Here is a 23,320-nt window from a genome sequence, read left to right on the forward strand (position 1 = left end):
ATCTCCTTGTCTGATCTGCTGTAAGACCTGCGATGCGGCGGCAGCCCGCACCCGTCACTGAACCTTGGACCACGTCTGCGCCTTTTGCAGCTCGGGATCGCTCTCGATGAGGCCCTTGCGCCTCGAAAACCGCGCTCCGTCCTCCACCGTGCGGTGCATGCGCGTGCGCAGGAACTGCGCATCGCGCAGATCGGCATCCACGATCTCGGCATAGGAAAAGTCCGCATCGTGCAGGCTGGCACCGCGGAAGCTGGCTCCGGTACAGCGCGCGCGATGGAACACGCTTTCGTGGATGTGGGCCTCGCTGAGGTCTGCGCCTTCGAGCCTGGCTTCGACCCAGATGGCGCGATCGAAGCGACCACGCTGCAGGTTCGCGCCGCGCAGGTCGGCAGATGGGAACAGCGCATTGGGAGCGTCCACTTGCGAGAAGCTGGCCTGGCGCAGCGACGCGCCCTTGAAGATGCACTGAGCCAGGCTGGCGTTGCTGAAGTCGGCGTGGTCCATCCGGCTGTCGGTGAACACGCAGCGCACGAACCGTTGCGCCGCAAAGCGCTGATTCGTCAGGTCGCACTCGATGAAGAGCGTGGTGTCGAAGCTCGCATCCGCGAACACCGCCGTGGTCAAGTCTTGGCGATGGAAGGTGACCGAATTCATCGCGGAACCCGAGAAGTCGCTTCCTTCGAGGCGGCATTCGGTGAAGGACACTTGCCTGAAGCTGTCCGAGCGCAGGCGGCTTTGCGTCAACTCGCAGCGAAAGAACAGCGTGCGATCGAAGCGGGCCTCCTGGAAGCTCGTCTGCGGCAGCGCCGACTCCGAGAAATTGGTGCCTTCGCACCGGGCCCCGTCCAGTTTCGCCTGCGGCAGCCCGCAGCTGAAGAACTGCACGTTGTCCAGCGTGCTGCGTGAGAGGTCGCAGGCGTCCAGGCGGCAGCGGGTCAGCACACTGCCTTCCAGGTTCGCACCGGTGAAGCGGGCCCCGCTGAAATCGATACCGTCGAGCATCGCGCCGGACAAGTCCAGGTCGCTCATGTCCCACCCCCGGCAATCTGCGTTGCCGACCTGGATGCCATGGCGAATGTGGTCGAGCAGTTCATCGCGGGTCATGCAGTCGGCGCCTCGGGTCGACGCGCGGGCCATACCTTGGCATGCTTGGTGTACGTGCTGTCCATGCGCGTTGCGGGATCGAAAAGCACCTGGGACACGTCGGCACGGAACAGGTTGGCGCGCGTCAGGTCGGCGCCGCGCAGGTCGGCCTTGGACAGATTCGCATCGATCAGGTTGGCCTCGCGCAGCGACGCACCGGCAAGCACGGTCCGTATGAACAGGCTGTCGCCGCCCACGATGCGGTCCAGCCGCGCATGGCTCAGGTCGCACTCGGACAAGTCGCTGTTCTCGATGCGCGCATCGCTCAGGTCGGCCTGCATCATCGGCGTGGTCCTGAGACCGCACTCCTTCAGGCTGGCGGACTTGAACTTCGCCTGCACCAGCGTGCAACCATGCGCAAAGCCGCTGCCTTCGAGGTGCGCATTCGAAAAGTCGACGCCACCCGCGCAGTCGGCGGTGACGAAGCCGCAGCGCTCAAGGCGCGCTCCCACGAACGATACGTTCCGCAGGTGGCACTCAACCCAGGTCACCTGGTCGAAGGTCGCGCCATCGAAATGCAAGTCCTCCAGCTTCAGGCGCAACAGCAGCATCTGCTGCCAGCGCGAGCGGCTGAGATCGCAGCGCTGCAGCGTCGCCTCTTCGAGCTGCGTCAGCTCGAAGCGAGCACCCGCCATCCGGCATCCCTCGAAGCGCGTCCCGGTGCAACTGGCTTCTCGCAGGTCGGCATCATCGAAAACGGTCTGCTCGCAGCGGGCACCGCCAAGGTTGGTCTTGAAAAGCTTCGCCCGCGCCATCGAGGCCTGGCTCAAGTCGGCGCGCACCAGGACGGCTTGGGAGAAATCGCAGTCGTCGAGCTGCGCGCCGCGCAGGTTGGTGTCTTGGAGCACGGCCTGCACAAAGCGTGCGCCGCGCAGGTCCATGCCGGACAGGTCGACGCCTGTCAGGTTCAAGCGCGAGAAATCGCGCTGCGCCGGGTCAGAGGCCGCAAGTCGCCGGCGCCACTTGGCGGAGCGGAAGGAAGGCGCAGGTGGCTCGGCGCCCGACAAGTGGGCCGCATGCAGGTTGGCCCGCTGCCTCAGCGCCGACGCGGTATCGGCAGCCGGCGGTACGGGCAGCATGGGTTCGTCTTCCGTTCCTTCGCCCTGGCCTTCTTCGGCGCGCAACGGCTTGTCGCCCTGCGCATCGAGGGCCAGCACACCAGATGCCGCCTGCTTGGCGAACTCCTCCATCCGCGCCTTGGCATCGCCGCCCTGCGCTTCCATCCGGTCCAGATGCTCGACCAGGTCATCGAGATGCGGCACCGCTTCCGGCGGCGCCAACGCGGGCAGGTGCACGTCCGGGTCCAGGCCGCGCGCACGCAGCTCTTCGCGCCGACGCTCATGGTCGCGCAGTTGGCCGGCACGCAGGTTGCGCACAAGCGGCTCGTTGACCGATGTCGGAAGGGTATCGGCCCAGTCGCTCAGCACCTCCTTGGGTGCCAGGTCCTTGTCGCGCATCGCATGCAGGCCGCCGCGCTCAGGCTCCGAGCGCAGCTTCAGCACCGATTCGTAGTGCGCCATGGTGCGCGGCACGTCATCCATGCGCTCCAGCGCGCTCATGGCCAGCGGAACGTCGGCTGCATCATCCTGGGTGACCGGGAACACACCGTGCCAGATCAGAACCATTCGTTCGAGATGCGGAAAGAACCAGACCGTGCTCAGGCGCAGCGGCACCTCGCGCAGTTCGGGGCCGCTCGGGGTGTGCTGTACGAAACAGCGTGCCTGCCAGCGCGGCAGGTGCCCGCGCAGGATTGGAATGTCCGGGTGCATGTTCCAGAGTTCATAGGCCGCGCCGGTGGGCACTTCCTGCAGCCCTTCCCAGCGCTGGTCGGCGGGCGCCGCATTGAAATGACGCCAGTCGGCGTCCTTGGCAAGGCCCGGGTAGTCGTTCTCGAGCCACGACTGGCCATACTGCGTGCCCATCAGCGACGCGCGCTGTGGCCAGTCGGGCGGAATCGCTCCGAACCCCGCGGGCGGGACGGCCTGCCTCGGCGACGTGGGTTGCCGGCCCGGCGTTTCGATGTGCGCAAGCCTCGTGGTGCGCACCCCGTTGATCAGTTCCTCGACCGTTCCCATGCCCAGGGCGTTTTCCGGCACGCCGGGCCCGCCGTAGGCATGCTGCCAATCCAGACGGATTTTCTCGAAGGGCTGCGGCGGAGTGGCCCGGCGGTCGAGCCAGTAACGGTCGCCGTGGACCGTGAGGGTTTTTTGCAGTCCGGCGATCTGCAGCTTCACCGCGCAACTGGTCTTGTCCTGCTGGTGACGGGTGTACGCATAGCCGCTGACCAGGACCTCGGGTACCAGCTTCGGCACGCCCAGGTCCAGCACGGCGCCCGGACCGATCTCCTCGGCCGTGAGCTTCCACAGTTCCTGCTCCAGCACCAGGTGCGGGTTGTCGCCCAGGGTGCTCATGGCCATCACCGCCACCCCGAGGTGGTCGCGCCGCTGCCAGCGATACGGATGCGTGAGCATGCTCAGGTGGATCGGCTTCACGGTCCTCAAGACGCGGCTCCTTCGGCGACGAGCGGATTCGGCTGGCTCACCCAGAGGACTTCCTTGCCGTCACGATGGCCGCGGTGCAGCAATACCTCGCGGCCGCGCGCGTAGCCCGCCATGTCGATCATGTCGACCGCCTGTTCGACCTTGACACGGCGGCGCTGTCCGCCCGGCGCGTCGACCTCGACGACGAGCCGGATGACGTACTGGTTCAACACCATCGTGTTGTCCGAGCTGGCCTCCACGACGAGCGCCGTCCGCGTCTCAAGGATTGCTGGCTTGCGGGACGCCCAGAAGAACACGCCCAGACAGAACAGCATGGTCAGCACGACCCCGCCGCCGATCACGGCCCCGAGCGTGAGGTTGGCCGCCGTGGAAGTCCCGGCGATGCGCGGGAAGATCAGCCCGACGAGCAGCAGCACCGCGATCGACGCGATGCAGATCAGAGAGGTGATCCGGCGGGTCGTCATCACCAGTACAGATGGAGCTGGGAGGTCTTGTTGCGCAGGATGGCGAAGCCGAAGGCAACTGCGTCGAGCCCGATGTTGAGGCCCGAGATGTTGGTCTTGGCGACCTTGATGTCCAGCAGCGTCGTCGCGTAGTTGAACGCGAACACATAGGTCGTCGAGATATTGAAGGCCGCGGTGATGTCCAGTTTGGTCGTCGCTTCCGTGCGGATCTCGGGCGCCTTCGAATGCACCTTGACATCGGACTCCGAGTAGATGAGGTCGTCGGCTTTCGACTTGATGTATTGGCCCGCGTGCGTGTCGACGCCGATCTCGTACTCCACGACGTTCTGCTTGGACTTGTGCCGGATGTTGTCGGCTTCCACCAGCCATTTCTTGCCCGGCGCCCTGAAGGTGATGTCGCCCTCGGTCTCTACGGTGTAGTCCCCGCCGATCGCCGCCTTGTAGTAGGAACCCGTCTTCAGGTCCAGGTAGGTCTTCACGTCTTGCCGCAGCTCTCCCTTCGTGGTCTGGAAGATCTTGTTGCCGGCATACTCGTTGTACTGGTCGTCCACCCGTTCGCTCTTGGGGCCCTTTACCTCTTCGACCATGTAGGACTTTATGGTCCGGCTCTCGCCGCTATCGACCTTGTCGTCGCGCCGCCCCGTGACATGGATCGTCTGGTTGCCGTCGACATACACATCCTGGTTCCCGCCGTTGACCTTGATGAACTGGTCACCCCCGTTGACGGTGATCGTCTGCGGTCCGCCCTCGTTGACGGTCAAGGTGTGCGGCCCGTTGATCGTCTCGTCCAGCGAGGTGTCTCCGGTGTACGTGTCGGCGCCCGTGATGATGGTGGTGCGCTCGCCCTCCACCGTATGCATCTCGTTGTTCTCCACCTCGAGCGTGAAGTCCTTCTGCGCATGGATCTTGATCGACTCGCACCCCGGGTCGTCGTCAATGATGAAGTGATTGGCCAGCTCGCCGTCGCCCTTGATCGTGCGGCTGATGAACCCGCTGACCGTCGCCTTGGCCGGCAACTCGAGCGGCGGCATCTGGTCGGCGTTGTAGACGCGGCCGATGATGATCGGCCGGTCGGGGCAACCGGCGATGAAATCGACGATGACCTCCTGCCCCACGCGCGGATGGTTCACTGCGCCGAAGTTGGAGCCCGCCCACGCGCTGGACACGCGCACCCAGCATGAGCTGTTCTCGTTGCGTTGCCCGTAGCGGTCCCAGCGGAACTGCACCTTCACCCGGCCGTACTTGTCGATCCAGATGTCTTCCCCCGGGGGGCCGACGACGGTGGCCGTCTGCGGGCCGTGGGTGCTCGGCGCGCGCGTGACGCGCGGCGCCCGGAACGGGAACGACGTGGGCTGCACGCCGAAATGAAAGCCGTACTCGCCCGGCGCGGCGCCGGTGGCATAGCCGCCTTCACGCAAGCTGTACATCACCGAGACGATCAGGTACTCGCGGTTGTCCTCGTTGCGCGGTGCGTTCTGCATGGTGAAGCGATAGCCCGGGGCCATGCCGCGCACATTGGCGTGGCCGGTGTCCAGTTCCGCCTGTGCCTGCGCTTCCTCGAGCCGGATGCGCGCGTAGTGCTCGCCCTGCCCCGCATCGCTGTAGCCGCCCAGCCATTCATACATCTCGTACTGGCCGTGATCGTTCGCGCGCGGCTGGCTGCGGGTGGTGAGCAGGTCGGCCTTTGGCTTCTTGAAGTCGAAGTCGTCCACGACGTAGGTGCCGGGTCGGATCTCCTCGGTCACCTCCCATTGGTCGATGACTTCGCGGCCGGAATCGGCAACGCGGTCGGTCGCGAGATAGCCGATCTTCGGATACTCGGGCAGCAGCTCGTGGGCGCCCATGTCGTCGGCCAGCACCAGCGTGTGCTGGCTCTTCTCGTGCTTGAAGTAGTAGTAGATGCCTTCGTGTTCCATCAGGCGGCTCACGAAGGCAAAGTCTGTTTCCTGGTACTGAACGCAGTACTCCCATTGCCGATAGGAGGCGCTGAGTTTCTTCTCGAAGGCAAAGCCGTATTCGCCGAGCACCTCCTCAAGGATCTCTACCACCGACTTGTTCTGGAAGATCTTGCAGTCGCTGGTGCGCGTGAGATACCAGAGCCAAGGGCGTACCGAGGCGCGGTACACGGTGTAGCGGGAGGAGCCGCCTTCGCGCCCGATCATCGTGAAGCGCGTGATCTGGCCGTTGAGATAGCGCGGCGTGCCGTTGATGGTGACGATCTCCAGCGTGAGCGGCTTGCCGAGCACGGCCTTCATGTCCACCGAGGTGTTCGGGCTGAGCAGGTCGACCTCGAACTCGAACAGCTGCGAGAGCCCTTCGTTGCCATGCATCGAGCGAAACAGCAACTGCTCCTCTCCAAGCGGTGTATGGGCTTTGACGACTCTGGCCATGGCGCGCTCCCTTTCTCTCTTCGACTAGCGTTCAGAAAATTCGTAGTGGAAGTCGTCGCCCGCCGCGCTCAGTTGCACGGCGGCGAGCTTGCGCGCACTGACGGTGGCGCCGATGACTTCCTCGCTCAATCGCGGCAGGATCGTGTGCGTCAGGATCGCATCGATCATCCGGCCACCCGACTCTATGGCGGTACAACGGCGCGCCACAAGCTCCACGGCGCTGTCGTTGTAATTCAAAGTAATGCCGTGGTTCGCCGCGAGCCGCGTGGCAATGCGGTCGAGTTGAAGACGGATGATGCGATGCAACGCATCGGCCTGCAACGGGTAATAAGGCACTACAACCAGCCGCCCGAGGAGGGCCGGCGCAAACACCTTGAGCAGCGGTTCGCGCAGCGCGGCCGCGAGCGGCTCGGGGTCGGGGCGCAGGGTCGGGTCTTCGCACAGCTGCATGACCAGGTCGGTGCCGACGTTGGAGGTCATGATGATCACGGTGTTGCGAAAATCGATGTGGCGGCCCTCGCCGTCTTCCATCCAGCCTTTGTCGAACACCTGGAAGAAGATCTCGTGCACGTCGGTGTGCGCCTTCTCGATCTCGTCGAGCAGCACCACGCTGTAGGGCCTGCGGCGCACCGCCTCGGTGAGCACGCCGCCTTCGCCGTAACCCACGTAGCCGGGCGGCGCGCCCTTCAGCGTGGAGACGGTGTGCGACTCCTGGAACTCGCTCATGTTGATGGTCACGAGGTTCTGCTCGCCCCCATACAACGCTTCTGAAAGTGCCAGCGCGGTCTCGGTCTTGCCGACGCCCGAAGGGCCGCACAGCAGGAACACGCCCACCGGCTTGTTGGGGTTGTCCAGCCGCGCACGCGCGGTACGGATGCGCCGCGAAATGGTTTCCAGCGCATCGGGCTGCGCGACCACGCGGGCCGAGAGGATCTCGCCCAGGCGCAGCACCGACTGCGCATCGTCGCGCACCATGCGGCCGATGGGAATGCCGGTCCAGTCGGCCACCACGGTGGCGATGGCCTGTGCATCGACGGCGGCGAGGATGAGCGGCGACTCGCCCTGCAGCTGCACGAGCTTGTCCTGCGCCTGGTCGAGTTCGGCGCGGATCGCTTCGGGCGTTCTTTCGGGTTCGGAGGGCGGGGTGTCGACGTACGCTTCCTCGCCCTCTTCCTCGCCTTCGTCCTCGGACTCGGCCTGCACCGGCACGGCCGCAGGCGACAGCAACTTGCGCAGCGCCACGATGCGCTCCACCAGCGCGGCCTCTTCCACGCGCCGTTGCTCCAGCAGGTCGAGCTCGGCCTGCGCCGCCGCCACTTCGGCCGCGATGTCTTCGACACGCTGGTGCTCGCCCACGCCGATCGCCGCCTCGCGCCCCGCGATGCCCGACTCGATGCCGAGCACTTCGATGCGCCGCTGCAGGTCTTCGAGCGCGGCCGGCAGCGCATGCTGGCTCAATGCCACCCGGGCGCACGCCGTGTCGAGCAGGCTCACGGCCTTGTCGGGCAGTTGCCGCGCGGGAATGTAGCGGTGCGACAGGCTCACGGCCGCTTCGAGCGCGGCATCGAGGATCAGCACGCCGTGGTGTTTCTCCAGCTCGGCCGAGATGCCGCGCAGCATGATCACCGCCTTGGGCTCGGTGGGCTCGTGCACCTGGATCGTCTGGAAGCGCCGCGTGAGCGCCGGGTCTTTCTCGATGTACTTCTTGTACTCCGACCAGGTCGTCGCGCCGATGGTGCGCAGCCGGCCGCGCGCGAGCGCTGGCTTGAGCAGGTTGGCCGCATCGCCGGTGCCGGCCGTGCCGCCCGCGCCGACCAGCGTGTGCACCTCGTCGACGAACAGCACGATGGGCTTCGGGCTCTTCTCGACCTCGTCGATCACCTGGCGCAGCCGCTGCTCGAACTCGCCCTTCACGCCCGCACCGGCCTGCAGCAGCGTGGGGTCGAGCACCCACAGCGACACGTCCTTGAGCGAGGGTGGCACGTCGCCCGCGGCCAGGCGCGAGGCCAGGCCTTCGACCACCGCGGTCTTGCCCACGCCGGCCTCGCCGGTGAGCAGCGGGTTGTTCTGCCGGCGGCGCATGAGGATGTCGATGATCTGGCGGATCTCGTCGTCGCGGCCGTACACCGGATCGAGCTCGCCCGCGCGCGCCTTGGCGGTGAGGTCGCTCGCATACTTCGCGAGCGCCGAGCCGCCGGCCGGCGCGCCATCGCCCTGGTGCTGCACGGCGGGTGCGCTGCCGCCCGGGCCCGCATTCGGCGTGGCGTCGAAGTCGTCTTCGGGCGAGCCTTCGGTCCACGCGGCGAGCTGGGCGACCAGCACGTCGGGCACGATCTTGTCGAACTCGCGCGAGATGCCCGAGAGCACCTGGCGCAGCCCCGGCGTCTTGATGATGCCGGCCAGCAGATACGCGCCGCGGATCGACGTGGCCTCGAAGCGCAGGCTCGCATACACCCACGCGCGTTCGACGGCGTTGTCCACGTGCTCGGAGATGTCGCTGATCGAGGTGGCGCCATGCGGCAGGCGGTCGAGCGCGCGCACGAGGTCTTGCTCCACCGCATCGAGGTTGAGCCCCGCGCGCTTGACGATGCGCAGCATGTCGCTGTCCTGCAGCTGCAGGATCTGGTGCAGCCAGTGCACGAGCTCGACGTAGGCATTGCCGCGCAGCTTGGCGAAGGCGGTGGCGGTCTCCAATGCCTTGTAGAGCATCGGGTTCAGCTTGGAGAAAAGAGAGACGCGGCGGATGTCGGTCATAGGGCCATGGAAGATGCGGACTCGGCAGGCACATCGGCCGCCGATGCGTTACGGGGATACAGCGCCTCGGGCTCGAACAGCATGTCGCCGGCGTCGGTGTCCGACAGGCGCGTGCCGACCCAGCTGCCCCAGCCGAGGCCCTGGTCGCCGCCCAGCCGCATGCCGCGCGCCTCCTCTTTCCGGAGCACCAGCCGCAGCTCCCAGGCGAACTCGATGCCGACGTACTGCCGCACCCAATCGACCACCTGCTGCAACCGGCGGCTGCCCGGCAGGAACTCGCGGAACTGCTGCTGCGACAGCGGCCCGAGCTCCAGGCGAAACTTGCTCTGTGCATCGCGTACCGCGAGGCCGATGGTCGCGCCGCCACCGAGCTGGTGGTTGCGCCCGAAGAGGCCGAGCCGGCTCACCTGGCGCTCGTCGATCATCACCCAGTCGCTCACGAATTCCTCCACGCGCACGGGCACGTCGAAGTACAGGCGCAGGATCTGGATCAGCCCCTCGGGATTGCGCGTCTGGCGCACGAGGTGGCCCGCCATGAAGGTGCGCGCATGGTCGGCGATGCGGTCGCGCTCCTTCAGGCCCGGCTGCCCCATGTTCATGAGGCTCGCCACGTAGTCGACGAAGCGGTGGCCGTCGGGGCGGTCCAGGCTGTTGACCGATTGCGCATCGGCCCACGCCCGGTAGAACAGCAGGATGAGCCGGTGATGGAACAGGTCGGCGAACGCGCTGAGCGTGTGGTCGTTGTGGTGGCGCTTGCGTTCGCGCGCGTACTCGGTCAGGTGCAGCGGCAGCGGGCCGTTGGGGCCGAACAAGCCGAAGCCGTAGATCGAGATGCGCGGCGGCCCGTCGCCATCGACATCGACGCCCGACACGTTCGATGGCGCGAAGGCCATCGAGGGCTCCTGCCCGAGGCGCAGCGGCTCGTCCGAGGGGCGGGGTGCGCGGCCCAGCAGCGGGTGGTCGCCTTGTGCATCGAGCCGGCGCAGCAGCATGAACAGGTCGTGCTCGAAGGGCTGGTCGACCAGGCCCGCCCACAGCGCGGGGTCTGACAGCAGGGCGTCGCGCCGGCCCGTCGCGGCAATCGCAGGCGTCTCATGGCCCGCGGGCTCATCGAACGCACGCGCCTCGAACATCTCCTCGCCCTCGACCTGCGCGGCCTGCTGCATTCCGTCGGAGAAGCCGGCTGCGCTCATACGGCGGGGCGGCGCCCGACCCGCGGGGTCCAGCGCGCGATTTCGCCGCGCTGCAGGCTCGAGAGCGCGAACTCGGTGAAGGCGTTGAGCGACACGTGGCGGCTGAAGAACTGCTCCAGCACCGCGCCGAAAAGATACGGGCTCGCGCCGGAGAACGCGACCTCGTCGATCTTGAGCGCCACCTCCACGCCGCGCCCGAAGACGATCGGCCCCGGCTCGGGCAGGCGCCGGAACACCGGCGCCAGCGCCATCGAGCGCACGCCCTGGATCTGGCGGCGCACCGCCGGGTCGGCCAGGTTGCCGTAGAGGTCGAGCATCTCGCGCAGCGCGGCGGCGCCCTGCGCGGCATCGACGTCGGTGAGGCTCAGGTAATTGAGGCCCAGGTGGCTGATGAGGCGCCAGGTAAGCGCCCCCTCCGCGAGTGCCGGGTACGGCCGCGACGGGCCGCGCAGGATGCGGATCGAGCGCACGGGCGCCGAGATGCGCAGCGTGAAGTCCGATTCGAGCCCCGTCGGCAGCAGGAGCGGCAGGTCGCGGTTGGTGCACAGCGCATCGAGCGTGATGTGGCGCAGGCTGTGCGGAAAGGGCGCGTCGTGCTGGTCGACCAGCGACACGTAGACCTCGCTGCCGGTGTAGCTGGTGCGCGTGCCCTGCGCGCGTGCGCGGTCGGACACCAGGCGCGGCTCCCGGCGCAGCGAGAAGTACGCGCCAAAGTCGCCGTCGTCGGTCGCGAACGAACCGAGGAAGGGGCGGAACTCGCGCTCCTCCGAGCCGTTGGCCATGTGGCCGGTGACGCGCTCGACGGTGAAGATCTCGAAGTCGCGCGGCCGTGTGCGGTCGATCACCGCGTGGTGCTCGTGCTGGCCCGGGCCGACCGGAATGCGGTCGCTCCTGCGCGGCACGAGGTTGATGATGGGCGTGCAGAAGAGCGAGAAATGCTTGGCGTCGACCAGCCGCTCCAGGTCGCCGTCGGCGCGGTCCAGCAGGATCACGATCTCCATCGTGCTGCCGCTCATGGCCGAGACCGCGGCGCGCAGGTTCTTCACGCTGAAGAACAGGTAGCGGTCGGGAAACGCGAAGTACTCGTGCAGCAGACGGTAGCCCTGGAACGAGCGCGCGTCGTAGGGCAGCAGCGACTGGTCGGGGTCGAAGCCCTCGTGGCGGATGGCCTCGTCGCCCAGCGGCACGATCCGTGCCGTGGCGCCCGGGCCGCTGCGGCACACGGTGCCCATGCTGTGGTGCGCCACCAGTTCGAGCACGCGCAGCGCGTGCAACTCGGCGCCCGAGAGAAAGAACTCGAGCCGGTCGAGCGGCATCTCGGAAAAGCGCGCGCCGCCCACCGCTTCGAGCTTGATGGTGATCGCGCTCTTGGCCTGGCGCGCCACCATCGGCATCGCGTGGCCGATCTCCGCGGGCACCGGGCCGAGGCCGGCCTCCGCGATCCTGATGGGCCAGAGCGTCACGGCGTGGCCGGTGCGGAACTCGCAGGCCGTCTGCTCGCCCTTGATCATGCGGCCGCGCAGGATCGTGTGGCGCGGCAGTTCGTAGCCTGCCTTGAGCGAGCCTTCGTTGAGGTTGCCGTCGATCTGCACCACCGCCATCGCGGGCAGCGGCGCGAGGAAGTTGGGGTACACCACTTCCAGCAGGCGCTGCGAGAAGCGCGGGAACTCCGCATCCATCTTGAGCTGGATGCGCGCCGTGAGAAAGCTGAAGCCTTCGAGCAGGCGCTCCACGTAGGGGTCGCTGACCTCGATGCCGCGCATGCCCAGGCGGCCGGCGATCTTGGGGTAGCGCTGCGCGAACTCGGCCCCGAGCTCGTGCATGTAGGTGAGCTCGCGGTTGTAGTAATCCAGCAGCCGCGCGTCCATCAGTGGCTCACCCCCAGGCTTCGCGCACTTCGTGTCGCTGCGCCTTCCCCCTCACCGGGGGCAACGCCAGCGGCCCGGCAAAGCCGGCTCCGCGGTGTTTCTCGAAAAGAGCATCGGAGCACCCGCATCAGAGGCCTCCCGTCGGCCGCAGGATCATGTGGCCGCTTTCCAGGTCGAGCTCCGAGCGCAGGATGAATTCGATGGGGTAAGGCACCGACCACAGCGTGCCGCGGATCTCCAGCGCGAGCAGGTTGTGGTGTTCGAGGTCGGTCGCATCGGTCACGCAGCGCACGTCGATGCTGTCCTTCATGATGCGCGGCTCGAAGTCGATGATCGAGGCGCGGATGGCGGCCTCGACGTCGGCGAAGTCGACCTCCGACATGCGACCGCCGGCCCATCCGCGCACGCCGTAGTTCACGACCGAGCGCCGCGCGCGCGGCATGGCGTTGATGTCGTGGTCCGCGCCGAAGTTGGTGGTGTTGAGCAGCCACTGCAGGTCGCGCAGCACCGAGTCGCGCAGGAGCTTGCCGCTCATGAGGAAACTGCCCGCACGCTCCTGGCGGCTTTGCGGCTGCTTGTCGGTCAGGCGGTCGAGCAGCACGGGTTGCAGGCGGTCGCGCGCAACGCTCTCCTGCGGATCGCCATCGATGTCGATCGCCGCGGAACGGCTGGCGGGCAGCGTGGTGCTCACGGTGCGGCGTCCTCCGCCGTTGCGGGTGCCGCGTCGAATTCGACGAGCCGCACGTCCAGCAGCGAATGGTCGCCGGCTTCGCTGATGAGCGTGCGCTGGCCGACGCCCGCGTACTGCTCTTCGCCGGCCAGCGGCAGCCAGTCGGTGCGGCGGCCCAGCGTGGTTTCGTCGTCGAGTCCGTCGAGCTTGCCGGGATAGCGCACCGGCACCAGGCCGTTGAGCCCGCGGCCGTCCTGCAGCACGATCTCTGCCGGCGCCCACAAGAGGTCGACCAGGTGCTGCGGACGCTTGAATTTCAGGCGGCGCACCGCATGCAGCGGCAGCCACGCATAGCCCGAAGGCGTAAGGAGTTCCAGCACGGCCCCGATGCGCACGTCGCCGTCGCAGAGCCATGCAAATTCGGCGGTCTCGACCGGCTCGCCGTCGATGGCCTGCGCGGCGCGGGAGTCGGAACGGTCGACCACGCTCAGCATGCCCGGCGATGCGTGTGCGTCCTGCCGCGCCGCCTCGCGCAATGCAGCCGCTTCGTCGGCCCGTTCGGGCGGCAATGCCGCCGCGGCGATCAGCCCGTCGACCCAGCCGGCCTGGCCGGCGACGACGGCCGGCGCGCGGCCGCCATTCCAGAATTCGGTGCGGTGGCGCTCGGCCGCCAGCGCCATCGCGCAGGTGGCGCTCGCCGGCGCAAAAGAGGGATCGATCTTCGCGGCGAGCTTGAGCTGGTCTTCAGCCCGCTGCCACTCGCCGCGCAGCGCGAGGAAGTGGCACAGGGCAAGGCGCAGGCTGGCGTTCTGGGGACTGGCGCGAATCTGCCGCTGTACCCATTCGGTGTGCTCGGCCACGGAGCGCTCGCCCAGCACTGCAAACCCATCGCCCATGAAGCTTCCTCATTGACTGACTCGCACACGACGCGTGCGCCGTGCGGTGGTGATCGATCCTCGGCCGGAAGGCGGGCCTTCTTTGCATCGGCGCGCGAGTTGCTCGCGCGGCCTGCCCCCGGCATGACGGCAACAAGGAAGCCCCAAGGCTTCCTTGTTGTCCCGGGAGCCTCAGGCTTCCTTGTTTTCCTTGAGGTTCCAGGCCAGAACCGTCTCGGCGCCCTTGCCGCCCTTGTCGGTCTGTTCCCAGTACTGCTGCTTGACCTTGGCGGCCTGGAACGCGAACTGCACGAGCACCGCGTCGCCGCCCTGCTCGGCCGTGTACTGCACCGAGGTGACCAGCACTTCCTCCAGCGTGACGCGGGAGTATTCGATCTGCGTGCCACCGGCCTTGCAGACCGACACCTCGACCTTGCCCAGGTGCTTGCCGCTCGCGCAATTCTTCATGATGGACGGTGCCGCCTTGTCGATGCGCGCGAGCACCTGCAGGTCGTTGAAGCTGGCCTTGCCCACGCCGCCGCCACCGCCGCTGACCATGTTTCCAGGCTGCGTTGCACCCCACGCGAACGACTTGATATCGCTCCAATCCTTGTGATTCGAGTCCTTGGATTCGCCGTTCGCGCCCTCAACGCGCATGAACATGTCTACTGCCATGATTAACCCCCAAAGTTATTTGCGCCCTCGTGGAGCACCGTTGATTTAGCTGCTGTCCTTCTTGTTGGATGGCAGCTTCGAAACCAGCCGCAGGGAAACCGTCAGCCCTTCGAGCTGATAGTGCGGCCGGAGAAAAAACTTGGCGGCGTAGTAGCCGGGGTTGTCCTCGATGGCTTCCACCTGGACTTCCGCCGCCGCCAACGGCTTCATTGCCTTCGTGTCCTGGGACGACGTGCCGGGGCTGCCGTCCACGTAGTTCATGATCCAGTCGTTGAGCCAGCGCTCCATGTCCTCGCGCTCGCGGAACGAGCCGATCTTGTCCCGCACGATGCACTTGAGGTAGTGCGCGAAACGGCAGCACGCGAACAGGTAAGGCAGGCGCGCCGCGAGGTTCGCGTTGGCCGTGGCGTCGGCGTCGTAGTACTCGGCCGGCTGCTGCAGCGACTGCGCGCCGATGAAGGCCGCGAAATCGGAATTCTTGCGGTGCACGAGCGGCATGAAGCCGTTCTTGGCGAGCTCGGCCTCGCGCCGGTCGCTGATGGCGATCTCGGTGGGGCACTTCATGTCCACGCCGCCGTCGTCGGTCGGGAAGGTGTGGGTGGGCAGGTTCTCCACCGCGCCGCCCGATTCCACGCCGCGGATCGAGGTGCACCAGCCGTACTGCTTGAACGAGCGGTTGATGTTCACGCCCATCGCATAGGCCGAGTTGGCCCAGGTGTAGCGGGTGTGCGCTGCCGAATCGGTTTCTTCCTCGAACTCGAACTCGTCGACCGGATTGGTGCGCGCGCCATAGGGCAGGCGCGCCAGGAAGCGCGGCATGGCCAGGCCGATGTAGCGCGCGTCTTCCGACTCGCGCAGGCTGCGCCATGCGGTGTGCTCGGTGTTCTGGAAGATCTTGGTGAGGTCGCGCGGATTCGACAGCTCTTGCCACGAATCCATCTGCATCACCGTGGGCGATGCGCCTGCGATGAAGGGGCAATGCGCGGCCGCGGCGATCTTGGCCATCTCGCCGAGCATCTCGACATCGGGCGGGCTGTGGTCGAAGTGGAAGTCGCCGATGAGCGCGCCGAAAGGCTCGCCGCCGAACTGGCCGTACTCGGCTTCGTAGACCTTCTTGAACAGCGGGCTCTGGTCCCAGCCGATGCCCTTGTGGCGCTTGAGCGAGCGCGCCACTTCGCGCTTCGATGCGCACATCACGCGGATCTTGAGCTGCTCATCGGTCTCGGTGTTGTTCACCAGGTAATGCAGGCCGCGCCATGCGCCCTCGAGCTGCTGGAAGTCCTCGTGGTGCAGGATCTGGTTGATCTGCTCGGAGAGCTTGCGGTCGATCTCGGTGATGATGCCCTGCACGGTGCGGTAGGCGTCGTTGGAGATGGTGACCGTGCTCTCCAGCGCCTGCACGGCGAGTGTCTTGACGGCGTTCTGCACCGCTTCGCGCGCCTGCTCCGTCTTGGGTTTGAACTCGCGCTGCAGGAGATCGGAGAACTCGTTGGGTGCGAGTGCATCGATCGTGGCGGCCTGCGCGCGTGCAGTCTGTTTGGGTGCGGTGCTCATGTGGAAATCCTGTCGGCTTGCTGTGCGTTGCTGCTGTGCGTTGCTGCTGTGCGTTGCTCTACTTGCTGCGCTGCGTGCTTGCGTCTACTCGGAAGCACCGGCGGGCGCATTGCCCGCTTTTTCGTTCGCCGCATCGACCGCCTTGGCGACCGCCGGATTGGGCGCGGACGCCAGCGACTTGAGCAGTTCCGGGTTCTGCAGCGCCTGTGCGATCAGCTGCTCGGCGCCGTTCTTGCCGTCCATGTACGAGAGCAGGTTCGACAGCTCCGTGCGGGCCGCGAGCAACTGCTGCAGCGCGCCGACCTGGCCCGCGATGCGCGCGGGCGAGAAGTCGTCCATGGTGTCGAAGGTGATGTCGACATTCATCTGGCCTTCGCCCGTGAGCGTGTTGGGCACCTGGAACGCCACGCGCGGCTTGATGGCCTTCATGCGGTCGTCGAAGTTGTCGATGTCCACTTCCATGAAATCGCGCTCGGCCAGGTCGGGCATCGGGTCCATCTGCTTGCCCGCGAGGTCGGCGATCACGCCCATCACGAAGGGCAGCTGGATCTTGCGTTCGCTGCCGTAGATCTCGACGTCGTACTCGATCTGCACGCGCGGCGCCCGGTTCCGCGCAATGAACTTCTGACCACTGTTTCTGACACGGTTGTCTGCCATAAGCTTCCTCTTGAAACTGAATGCGTGGGTCGGACCTGACTGTCTGTCCTGCTGGCTTCGAGCCTCCCGTATCGGCAGCGAGCGCCGCCTATTCCGAGGAGGCTCCGCCGTTCAACGGCCGTCCGGCCAGGCTCTCTATCTTTTGCAATCCCTCGGGCACGAGCTCTTCGATGATCTGGAAGAAGTTCAGGTCCAGGAGCCGCTGCGCTCGCCGTATCAGCATGGGCGCCGGATGACTGGGCTCCGTGCGCTCCATGTACTGGCAAGCCTTCTCCAACAACACCTGAACATCATCACGGCTCGATATTTCAATCTCTTTAATACTTATTGCGCGTAGGCCTGCACCGACATTTACTGTCTGAGCGACCGTGCCTTGCGCACTCGCCGCGGCACCCTGCACATTGCCTTGCGCATGTGCTTCGCCTTCATGCGAAGCGCTTGCCGGAGGCTCGGTCGGCGCCTGCTCGGGCATCAGCTGCAGCACGGTGCGCAGCGAGCGCTCGAGCCTGGAAAAATCGGGCGCCCAGCTCTGTCCCAGTGCGCGCTCGGAGGTCTCGCGAATGCGTTGCAGCAATTCGAGCGCCGCGCGCAGGGCCACCACCTGCGGCGTCGATTTCTCGTGCGCGCGCCGCGCCGCTTCTCGCAACCGGCCGATGCCGCCGGGGTAGTCGATCTGGTCTGCCTTGCTCGAATCGAGCAGGGCCTCGACCTGTCGCAGGCTCACCGACGAACCGCCGTCATCGAGCAGCCGCGCATCGCGCACGCTGCGCCCGAGTCCTTCGGCTTCGGCCAGTGCGGCCAGCGCATTCATGCGGGGCAGCGGGTCTTCGAAACCATCGTCGACGACGCGCGGGTGGACGTCGTTCCAGAATTTCTGCAGCACCACGTCGACCAGCCGAAGGCCATCGACATAGCCGGAGAGGCCGCGTGTCTCGGTCCATGCAAGGGTCAGCGGAACCAGTACCCGCAGGTCGCGCGTGCGTTCGCACAGCTGCTTGGCGATGCGCTCGACACGGGCCCAGTCGGGTGGCTCGGCCGGGATGATCGTCGCGCCGAATTGTTGCTCCCGCTTGCCGGTCGTTGCTTGCTGCAACGCCATGAAATCGGGGTCGTATTCCAGATCTTCACCGCACGGGAGCGGGCCTTCGACAGGCGACTGCAATAGATCGATCTCACTCGGCAACAACCGGTCCCCCTTGAGTTAACCATCATCAACGTTGGTTATCTTGAGGGGAACAGGAACGGTGGTCAACCGCAACTGAATGCAACGGACGGGCAATGAAACCCTAAGGAGTACAACTCCTTTTGAACCGCACACGTAAGGACTACAAAAGTCCGCGCCCACCAAGATTTCGCATCAACGCGCTTACGCCGAAAGTCCAGCGCGGCGCCCGGTCGGCATGCACGACGCGGTTGAACAGCGCGCCGAGTTCCGGTGCGCCGATGCGCACGTGGTCGCCGACGACGTGGGTGAATCCTTGCCCAGGGCCGTGACGGTCTTGTGTCGGCGCGAACATGGTGCCTAGAAACAACATGAAGCCGTCTGGGTAGTCATGGTGAATGCCGACGGCCTGCGACACGATGTCCAGCGGATCGCGGCTGATCTTCGTGAGCGAGCTCGAGCCCTCCAGCACGAAGCCCTCGGGCCCCGTGACTTCGAGCGCAACGGTGATGCGGCGCACGTCGGCAATGCCGAAGTGATCGTCGAAGAGACGAATGAAAGGGCCGATCGCGCACGAGGCGTTGTTGTCCTTGGCCTTGCCCAGCAGCAAGGCGCTGCGGCCTTCGAAGTCGCGCAGGTTGACGTCGTTGCCCAGCGCGGCGCCCAAGGTTTCGCCGCGGCTGTTCACGGCGAGCACGACCTCGGGCTCGGGGTTGTTCCAGACCGAGCCCGAGTGGATGCCCACGTCGGCGCCGGTGCCCACGGCGGCCAGCACCGGGGCCTTGGTGAATATCTCCGCGTCGGGGCCGATGCCCACTTCGAGGTACTGCGACCACACGCCCTGCGCGATCAGCACCTCCTTGACCTTCGCGGCCTCGGGCGAGCCGGGGACGATGTCCGCGAGGTTGTCGCCCAGCACCTTGCCGATGGCCGCGCGCGTGGCCTCGGCCTGCGAGGCATCGCCGCGCGCCTGCTCCTCGATCACGCGCTCCAGCAGGCTCGCCACGAAGGTCACGCCGCTCGCCTTGATGACCTGCAGGTCGCACGGCGCGAGCAGCCAGGGCTTGCGGTTGTCGCGCACGGTCTCGTCGCTGTTGGCGAGCACGGCATCGAGCGCGGCGACGCGCGGCGCCTTGCCGCTCTTCAGTGCTTCGCGCACGGCGGCGGACGGCGAGCCCTTGGCTTCGAGCAGGTCGCTCATGGTCGGCGCGAGCGTCGACAGGTCGTGCAGGCCGCCTTCGTGCACGGCCACCAGCACCGGGCCCACATCGGGCTGCCAGATGCGGCCGACCAGGGTGGCGCGGTCCGCGTCGCTGGGGAGGCTGGTCGAGGGCGAGAGGTTCAGGGCCATGGTGCTGTATGTCTCCATTGAAGGTGTTCAGTGCTGCGCGCGAGCCGCGAGGCCGGTGCGCGACGCCGCATCGTAGCCTCGGCAGTGATCGTGTGGGCGCGCGCAGGCGCACCTGAACAGCCGCTCAGTGCGCCTTTGCGGCGCGCACGCGCGCCACCTGCGCGGGCAGGTCGGACCACGCCGGCTCCTGCGGCGCGAAGCGCGCGCGCATGTAGCCGGCCAGCTCGGCGATCTGCCGGTCGTCGAGCGCCTCGCGGAACGCCGGCATGAAGCCGATGTCGCGGCCGGCCGGCTCGCGCACGCCATCGAGGATGGTGCGCAGCAGGTTGTCGGGCCGTGCGCTCGTGAGGCTGCTGTTGAGCGCGAGCGGCGTGTTCACGCCCAGCAGCGTCGGGCCGTTGCCGTCGTGGTGGCACGACGCGCAGGCGCTGTCGAACATGCGCTGCGCGGGGCCGAGCAACTGGCCTTGCGTGCGGGCCGCGTTGGCGACGGCCTGTTGCGCGAGGGCTTGCGGTTCGGCGGCCGGCGTCGGGTTGAACGAGCCGAGGTAGGTCGCCATGGCGCGCACATCGGCATCGGGCACCTGGCCGAGTTCGCGCACCACCTCGGCCATCGGGCCGCCGGCGATGCCGTGGCGTTGCGTGTGGCCGTTGCGCAGGTACCGGTAGAGCTCTTCGGTGTCCCACGGCACGGCGGACTTCGACAGGTGCGTGAGCGCGGGCGCCTCCCACCCATCGACCATCGCGCCCGAGAGGAACGCGCTGCCGCCCTGCTCCGCGCCGAGCGCATTGCGCGGCGTGTGGCAGGCGCCGCAGTGGCCCAGGCCGTTGACGAGGTACGCGCCACGGTTCCACTCGGCGCTCTGCGTCGCGACGGGCTGCAGCGGTGCGGGGTCGTGAAAGAGCGCGTTCCACCCGGCCATCAGCGGCCGCATGCTGAACGGAAACTTGAGTTCGGACTTCGGCGTTTCCGCGCGCACCGCGGGCATCGACATGAAGTACGCGTAGAGCGCCTGCAGGTCGTCGTCGCTGGTCTTGGCGAACGCGGTGTAAGGGAACGCCGGATAGAGGTGATGGCCATCGCGCGAGACGCCTTCGCGCATCGCGCGCTGGAACGCGCTGAACGACCAGCGGCCCAGGCCCGTGGCGGCATCGGGCGTGAGGTTGGTGGTGTAGAGCGTGCCGAAGGGCGTGTCCATCGCGCGGCCTCCTGCGTTGGGCGCGCCGCCGGGTGCGGTGTGGCACACCGCGCAATCGCCGAGCGCGGCGAGCACGCGGCCGCGTTCGATGGTGGATTGGCTGTAGACCGGCGCGGTCAGCGAGACGGGCGCGATGGACGAACGCCAGCCGAGCAGGCCGGCGACGACACCGATGCCGCCGATGAAGAGCGCGGCGCCCGTGGCCCACACACCCTTGCGCCGAGGCCAAGGTGCATCCGTCTTGCTCCTTCCCCCTTTGGGGGAAGGTTGGGATGGGGGCACGGCGGCGTCACCACTCGCACGCCGCATGCCCCCACCCCCGCCCTCCCCCGCAACGGGAGGAAGCAAACCCCGATTCAGTTCAGCCAGCACCGTCTCCGGCGTGAACGGCGGCGCCCTGAACCGCACCCCCGTCGCATCGAAGATCGCATTCGCGATCGCCGCCGTTCCCGGCACCGAAGACGACTCGCCAGCCCCCAGCGACGGCTCGCCCGGCCGCGGCATGTGCATCACCTCGATCACCGGCACGTCGCGGAAATTGATGATCGGGTAGCTGCCCCATTCGCGGCTCGCGACCACGCCGGTCGGCAGCACGCCGGGCAACTGCGCGCCGCCCGATGGCGCACCCTGCTGCGGCGCGAACTTCACCTCTTCCATCAGCGCCCGGCTGGTGGTCTGGATCACGTTGCCGTGCACCTGGTGCTCGACGCCCGCGGGGTTGACCATCAAGCCCGCGTCGTGCCCCACCACCACGCGGCGCACATGCACCTCGCCGGTCTTGCGGTTGACCTCGACGTCGGCCACCCAGGCGGCCCATGCGGCGCCGAAGCCCGGCCACTTGCTGTGGATGTAGCGCGCGTATGCGAAGCCCTGGCCGAAGAGGATGTCGCCCCCTTCGCCGAGCCCGCCGTCCGCGTTCTCCTGCGGCCCGGTGCGCATGCGCCAGCCGGCCTTCTGCGCGGTGGCCTGCACGAGCTCGACCGCGCGCGGATCGTTCAGATGGCGCAAGCGGAACTGCACCGGATCGACACCTGCGGCCGTCGCGAGCTCGTCGATGTACGACTCGTGCGCGAACGAACTCGGCAACGCCGACACGCCGCGCAGCCACGAGGCGCGCACGATCGGCGCCATGTCGTTGACCTTCACGCGCAGGTTGTCGTAGCTGTACGGCGGGCGCGCGGTGCGGTCGCCCATCTCGTAGGCCTGCGCGACCGGCTCGATGGTGCGCGTGAGCAAGAGCGCGAGCGTGGGCGCGCCGTTCGACGGGTAGGAGGTTTCGAAGTCGTAGGCGGCGATGCGGCCATCGGCCATGAGCCCGCCATCGACTTCCATGAGTTGCGCCGCACCCTTGGGCTCCCACGCATGCTCCTGTTCGCGCGTGAGCTGCACGCGCACCGGCATGCCGACGGCGCGCGCGAGCAGCGCTGCGTCGGCCGCCACGTCGTCGGCGCCGTTGCGGCCGTAGCAGCCCGCGGCTTCCATGCGAACCACGTCGACCTGCACGTCGTCCACGCCCATGAGCCTGGCCAGGTCGGCGCGCAGCACATGCGGGTTCTGCGAGCCGGCCCACACGCGAAGAACAATGCCCCCACGCTCCCCCGCTGCGTGTGGGTCGCTGCCCCCCGAGGGGGCCGCGTTCCGCCCTGGGAGCGTCCCGGCGGCGGAACCGCTGCCGCTGCCGCTGCCGTCGGCCGGCTGCCAGTCGGCCAGCGCGCACGAGGGGCCGATGGAGGCGTGCATCTGGTAGGGCCAGACGTAGGTGCGCTGCATCGGCTGCGATGCGGCAGCGATGGCGCCATCGACATCGCCTTCGTCCACCAACAGGCGCTGCGTCGAAGGGTTGTCGCGAAGCGCCTGCGCGACATCGGAAAGGTCGGGCATGCCGGGCCACGGCTTCCACGTGACGCGCAGCTCGCGCAGCGCCTGCTCGGCGTGCTCTTCGCGCTCGGCCACGATGCCGACGAAGTCGCGGACCACGACCACGGCGCGGATGCCGGGGATGTGCGCGATCGACGATTCATCGACCGCCTCGAGCGTGTTGCCGATGAAATCGCCGTGGTCCGCGCCGGCATACGGGGGGCGCACGACGCGACCGTGCAGCATGCCGGGCACGCGCATGTCGTGCACGAACACGAGCTCGCCTGCGAGCTTGCCGGGAATGTCCACGCGCGCCTGGCGTGTGCCGACGATGCGGTAGTCGGCCGGGTCCTTGGGCTTCGCGCCGGAGTCCAGGCGGAGCACCGTGCGCTGGTGCGCCACGAGGTCCGCATAGCTGACGTGAAGGTCGGGCGTCTCGGTGACGCGCACCACGCCGTGGCGCACCTGCAGCGCGTCGGCTGCAACGCCCAGGCGCTCGGCCGCGCGAGCGAGCAGCCAGGCCCGCGCCTGCGCTGCGGCAAGGCGCAGCGGTTGCGCATGGATCTGGATCGATGCACTCGCGATCGTCGCGCCCTGGTTGGGCACGCGCGCGGTGTCGCCCAGCATCATGCGAACGCAGGGCATGCCCAGATCGAGCTCTTCGGCCACGATCTGCGAAAGCGCTGTCTGGATGCCGGTGCCGAGATCGACGTGGCCGTTGAGCGCGGAGACGCTGCCGTCGTCCCATACGGCGAGCAGGATTTCGTCGCCCTCGATGGGGTTGCCCGCGATCGCTGCGGGCTGGCCCTTGGCGGGCATCGGTGCGGCGGGCGTTTCGCGCACCACGAGCAGCACGCCGTCGGCGGCAAGAAACTCCGCGCGGGTCTGCGGCAGGTCGGCGCGGCGTGTCATGGTCTTGCTCCCTCTCCCCTTGGGGAGAGGGCTGGGGTGAGGGTCAGCGGCGATGGCGAAGGCAATGCGTTTGCGAAGGCCGACGCCCTCACCCCA

The 23,320-nt window shown here is 67.4% G+C and carries 15 protein-coding genes; all 15 read right to left on the minus strand.

Translation table 11 applies throughout. From position 1 onward, the window contains the following. Positions 1-54: 54 nt before the first annotated feature. The 15 genes from RT97_RS00915 to RT97_RS00985 all read right to left on the minus strand — a co-directional run bounded on the left by RT97_RS00915 (position 55) and on the right by RT97_RS00985 (position 23,224). Positions 55-1,104: a pentapeptide repeat-containing protein gene (locus tag RT97_RS00915; protein ID WP_042576956.1), complete on the minus strand. Its 1,050-nt coding sequence runs from the start codon at positions 1,102-1,104 to the stop codon at positions 55-57. Then, positions 1,101-3,635 carry a DUF2169 family type VI secretion system accessory protein gene (locus RT97_RS00920; RefSeq protein ID WP_253278101.1) on the minus strand — a complete coding sequence of 845 codons (2,535 nt, stop codon included), beginning with the start codon at positions 3,633-3,635 and terminating at the stop codon, positions 1,101-1,103. Before RT97_RS00920 ends, RT97_RS00915 begins: the two co-directional genes overlap by 4 nt. A gap of 5 nt (positions 3,636-3,640) precedes the next feature. After that, on the minus strand, positions 3,641-4,108 hold the full coding sequence (locus tag RT97_RS00925) for a hypothetical protein (RefSeq protein ID WP_042576907.1): 468 nt from the start codon (positions 4,106-4,108) through the stop codon (positions 3,641-3,643). Next, positions 4,108-6,498 carry a type VI secretion system Vgr family protein gene (locus RT97_RS00930; RefSeq protein WP_080898120.1) on the minus strand — a complete coding sequence of 797 codons (2,391 nt, stop codon included), beginning with the start codon at positions 6,496-6,498 and terminating at the stop codon, positions 4,108-4,110. The genes RT97_RS00925 and RT97_RS00930 overlap by 1 nt, the downstream gene beginning before the upstream one ends. Before the next feature lie 24 nt (positions 6,499-6,522). After that, complete coding sequence (gene tssH / locus RT97_RS00935) at positions 6,523-9,252, minus strand: type VI secretion system ATPase TssH (RefSeq protein WP_042576908.1); 2,730 nt, start codon at positions 9,250-9,252, stop codon at positions 6,523-6,525. Further along, positions 9,249-10,385 carry a type VI secretion system baseplate subunit TssG gene (gene tssG / locus RT97_RS00940; protein ID WP_042576958.1) on the minus strand — a complete coding sequence of 379 codons (1,137 nt, stop codon included), beginning with the start codon at positions 10,383-10,385 and terminating at the stop codon, positions 9,249-9,251. The genes tssH and tssG overlap by 4 nt, the downstream gene beginning before the upstream one ends. Before the next feature lie 56 nt (positions 10,386-10,441). Continuing rightward, complete coding sequence (gene tssF / locus RT97_RS00945; protein WP_042576909.1) at positions 10,442-12,313, minus strand: type VI secretion system baseplate subunit TssF; 1,872 nt, start codon at positions 12,311-12,313, stop codon at positions 10,442-10,444. A 127-nt stretch (positions 12,314-12,440) separates the two neighbouring features. Beyond that, entirely contained in the window at positions 12,441-12,968 is a 528-nt protein-coding gene (gene tssE, locus RT97_RS00950) for a type VI secretion system baseplate subunit TssE (protein WP_042576959.1), read from the minus strand. Between the two features lie 32 nt (positions 12,969-13,000). Continuing rightward, positions 13,001-13,879 (minus strand): type VI secretion system accessory protein TagJ, encoded by an 879-nt coding sequence (locus tag RT97_RS00955; protein WP_042576910.1) that lies wholly within the window; start codon positions 13,877-13,879, stop codon positions 13,001-13,003. A gap of 171 nt (positions 13,880-14,050) precedes the next feature. Beyond that, positions 14,051-14,533 (minus strand): Hcp family type VI secretion system effector, encoded by a 483-nt coding sequence (locus tag RT97_RS00960; RefSeq protein WP_042576911.1) that lies wholly within the window; start codon positions 14,531-14,533, stop codon positions 14,051-14,053. A 45-nt stretch (positions 14,534-14,578) separates the two neighbouring features. Further along, positions 14,579-16,087, minus strand: coding sequence for a type VI secretion system contractile sheath large subunit (gene tssC / locus RT97_RS00965; RefSeq protein ID WP_042576912.1), 1,509 nt, complete (start codon positions 16,085-16,087; stop codon positions 14,579-14,581). 84 nt (positions 16,088-16,171) lie between these two features. Further along, positions 16,172-16,744: a type VI secretion system contractile sheath small subunit gene (gene tssB, locus RT97_RS00970; protein ID WP_042576913.1), complete on the minus strand. Its 573-nt coding sequence runs from the start codon at positions 16,742-16,744 to the stop codon at positions 16,172-16,174. Positions 16,745-16,832: 88 nt separating this feature from the next. After that, on the minus strand, positions 16,833-17,906 hold the full coding sequence (gene tssA / locus RT97_RS00975) for a type VI secretion system protein TssA (RefSeq protein ID WP_253278098.1): 1,074 nt from the start codon (positions 17,904-17,906) through the stop codon (positions 16,833-16,835). Positions 17,907-18,069: 163 nt separating this feature from the next. Further along, positions 18,070-19,257: a fumarylacetoacetate hydrolase family protein gene (locus RT97_RS00980; RefSeq protein WP_042576960.1), complete on the minus strand. Its 1,188-nt coding sequence runs from the start codon at positions 19,255-19,257 to the stop codon at positions 18,070-18,072. A 124-nt stretch (positions 19,258-19,381) separates the two neighbouring features. Next, a complete protein-coding gene (locus tag RT97_RS00985) occupies positions 19,382-23,224 on the minus strand; it encodes a molybdopterin cofactor-binding domain-containing protein (RefSeq protein WP_042576915.1) in 3,843 nt (1,280 codons plus the stop codon). Positions 23,225-23,320 lie beyond the last annotated feature (96 nt).

This window comes from Variovorax paradoxus (assembly GCF_000834655.1).
GTDB lineage: Bacteria > Pseudomonadota > Gammaproteobacteria > Burkholderiales > Burkholderiaceae_C > Variovorax > Variovorax paradoxus_F.

Bases quoted from the DNA above. Each gene is read 5' to 3' on its own strand.
- RT97_RS00915 (WP_042576956.1), bottom strand. From the start codon at position 1,104: ATGACCCGCGATGAACTGCTCGACCACATTCGCCATGGCATCCAGGTC.
- RT97_RS00925 (WP_042576907.1), bottom strand. From the start codon at position 4,108: ATGACGACCCGCCGGATCACCTCTCTGATCTGCATCGCGTCGATCGCG.
- RT97_RS00930 (WP_080898120.1), bottom strand. From the start codon at position 6,498: ATGGCCAGAGTCGTCAAAGCCCATACACCGCTTGGAGAGGAGCAGTTG.
- tssH (WP_042576908.1), bottom strand. From the start codon at position 9,252: ATGACCGACATCCGCCGCGTCTCTCTTTTCTCCAAGCTGAACCCGATG.
- tssG (WP_042576958.1), bottom strand. From the start codon at position 10,385: ATGTTCGAGGCGCGTGCGTTCGATGAGCCCGCGGGCCATGAGACGCCT.
- tssF (WP_042576909.1), bottom strand. From the start codon at position 12,313: ATGGACGCGCGGCTGCTGGATTACTACAACCGCGAGCTCACCTACATG.
- RT97_RS00955 (WP_042576910.1), bottom strand. From the start codon at position 13,879: ATGGGCGATGGGTTTGCAGTGCTGGGCGAGCGCTCCGTGGCCGAGCAC.
- RT97_RS00960 (WP_042576911.1), bottom strand. From the start codon at position 14,533: ATGGCAGTAGACATGTTCATGCGCGTTGAGGGCGCGAACGGCGAATCC.
- tssC (WP_042576912.1), bottom strand. From the start codon at position 16,087: ATGAGCACCGCACCCAAACAGACTGCACGCGCGCAGGCCGCCACGATC.
- tssB (WP_042576913.1), bottom strand. From the start codon at position 16,744: ATGGCAGACAACCGTGTCAGAAACAGTGGTCAGAAGTTCATTGCGCGG.
- RT97_RS00980 (WP_042576960.1), bottom strand. From the start codon at position 19,257: ATGGCCCTGAACCTCTCGCCCTCGACCAGCCTCCCCAGCGACGCGGAC.
- RT97_RS00985 (WP_042576915.1), bottom strand. From the start codon at position 23,224: ATGACACGCCGCGCCGACCTGCCGCAGACCCGCGCGGAGTTTCTTGCC.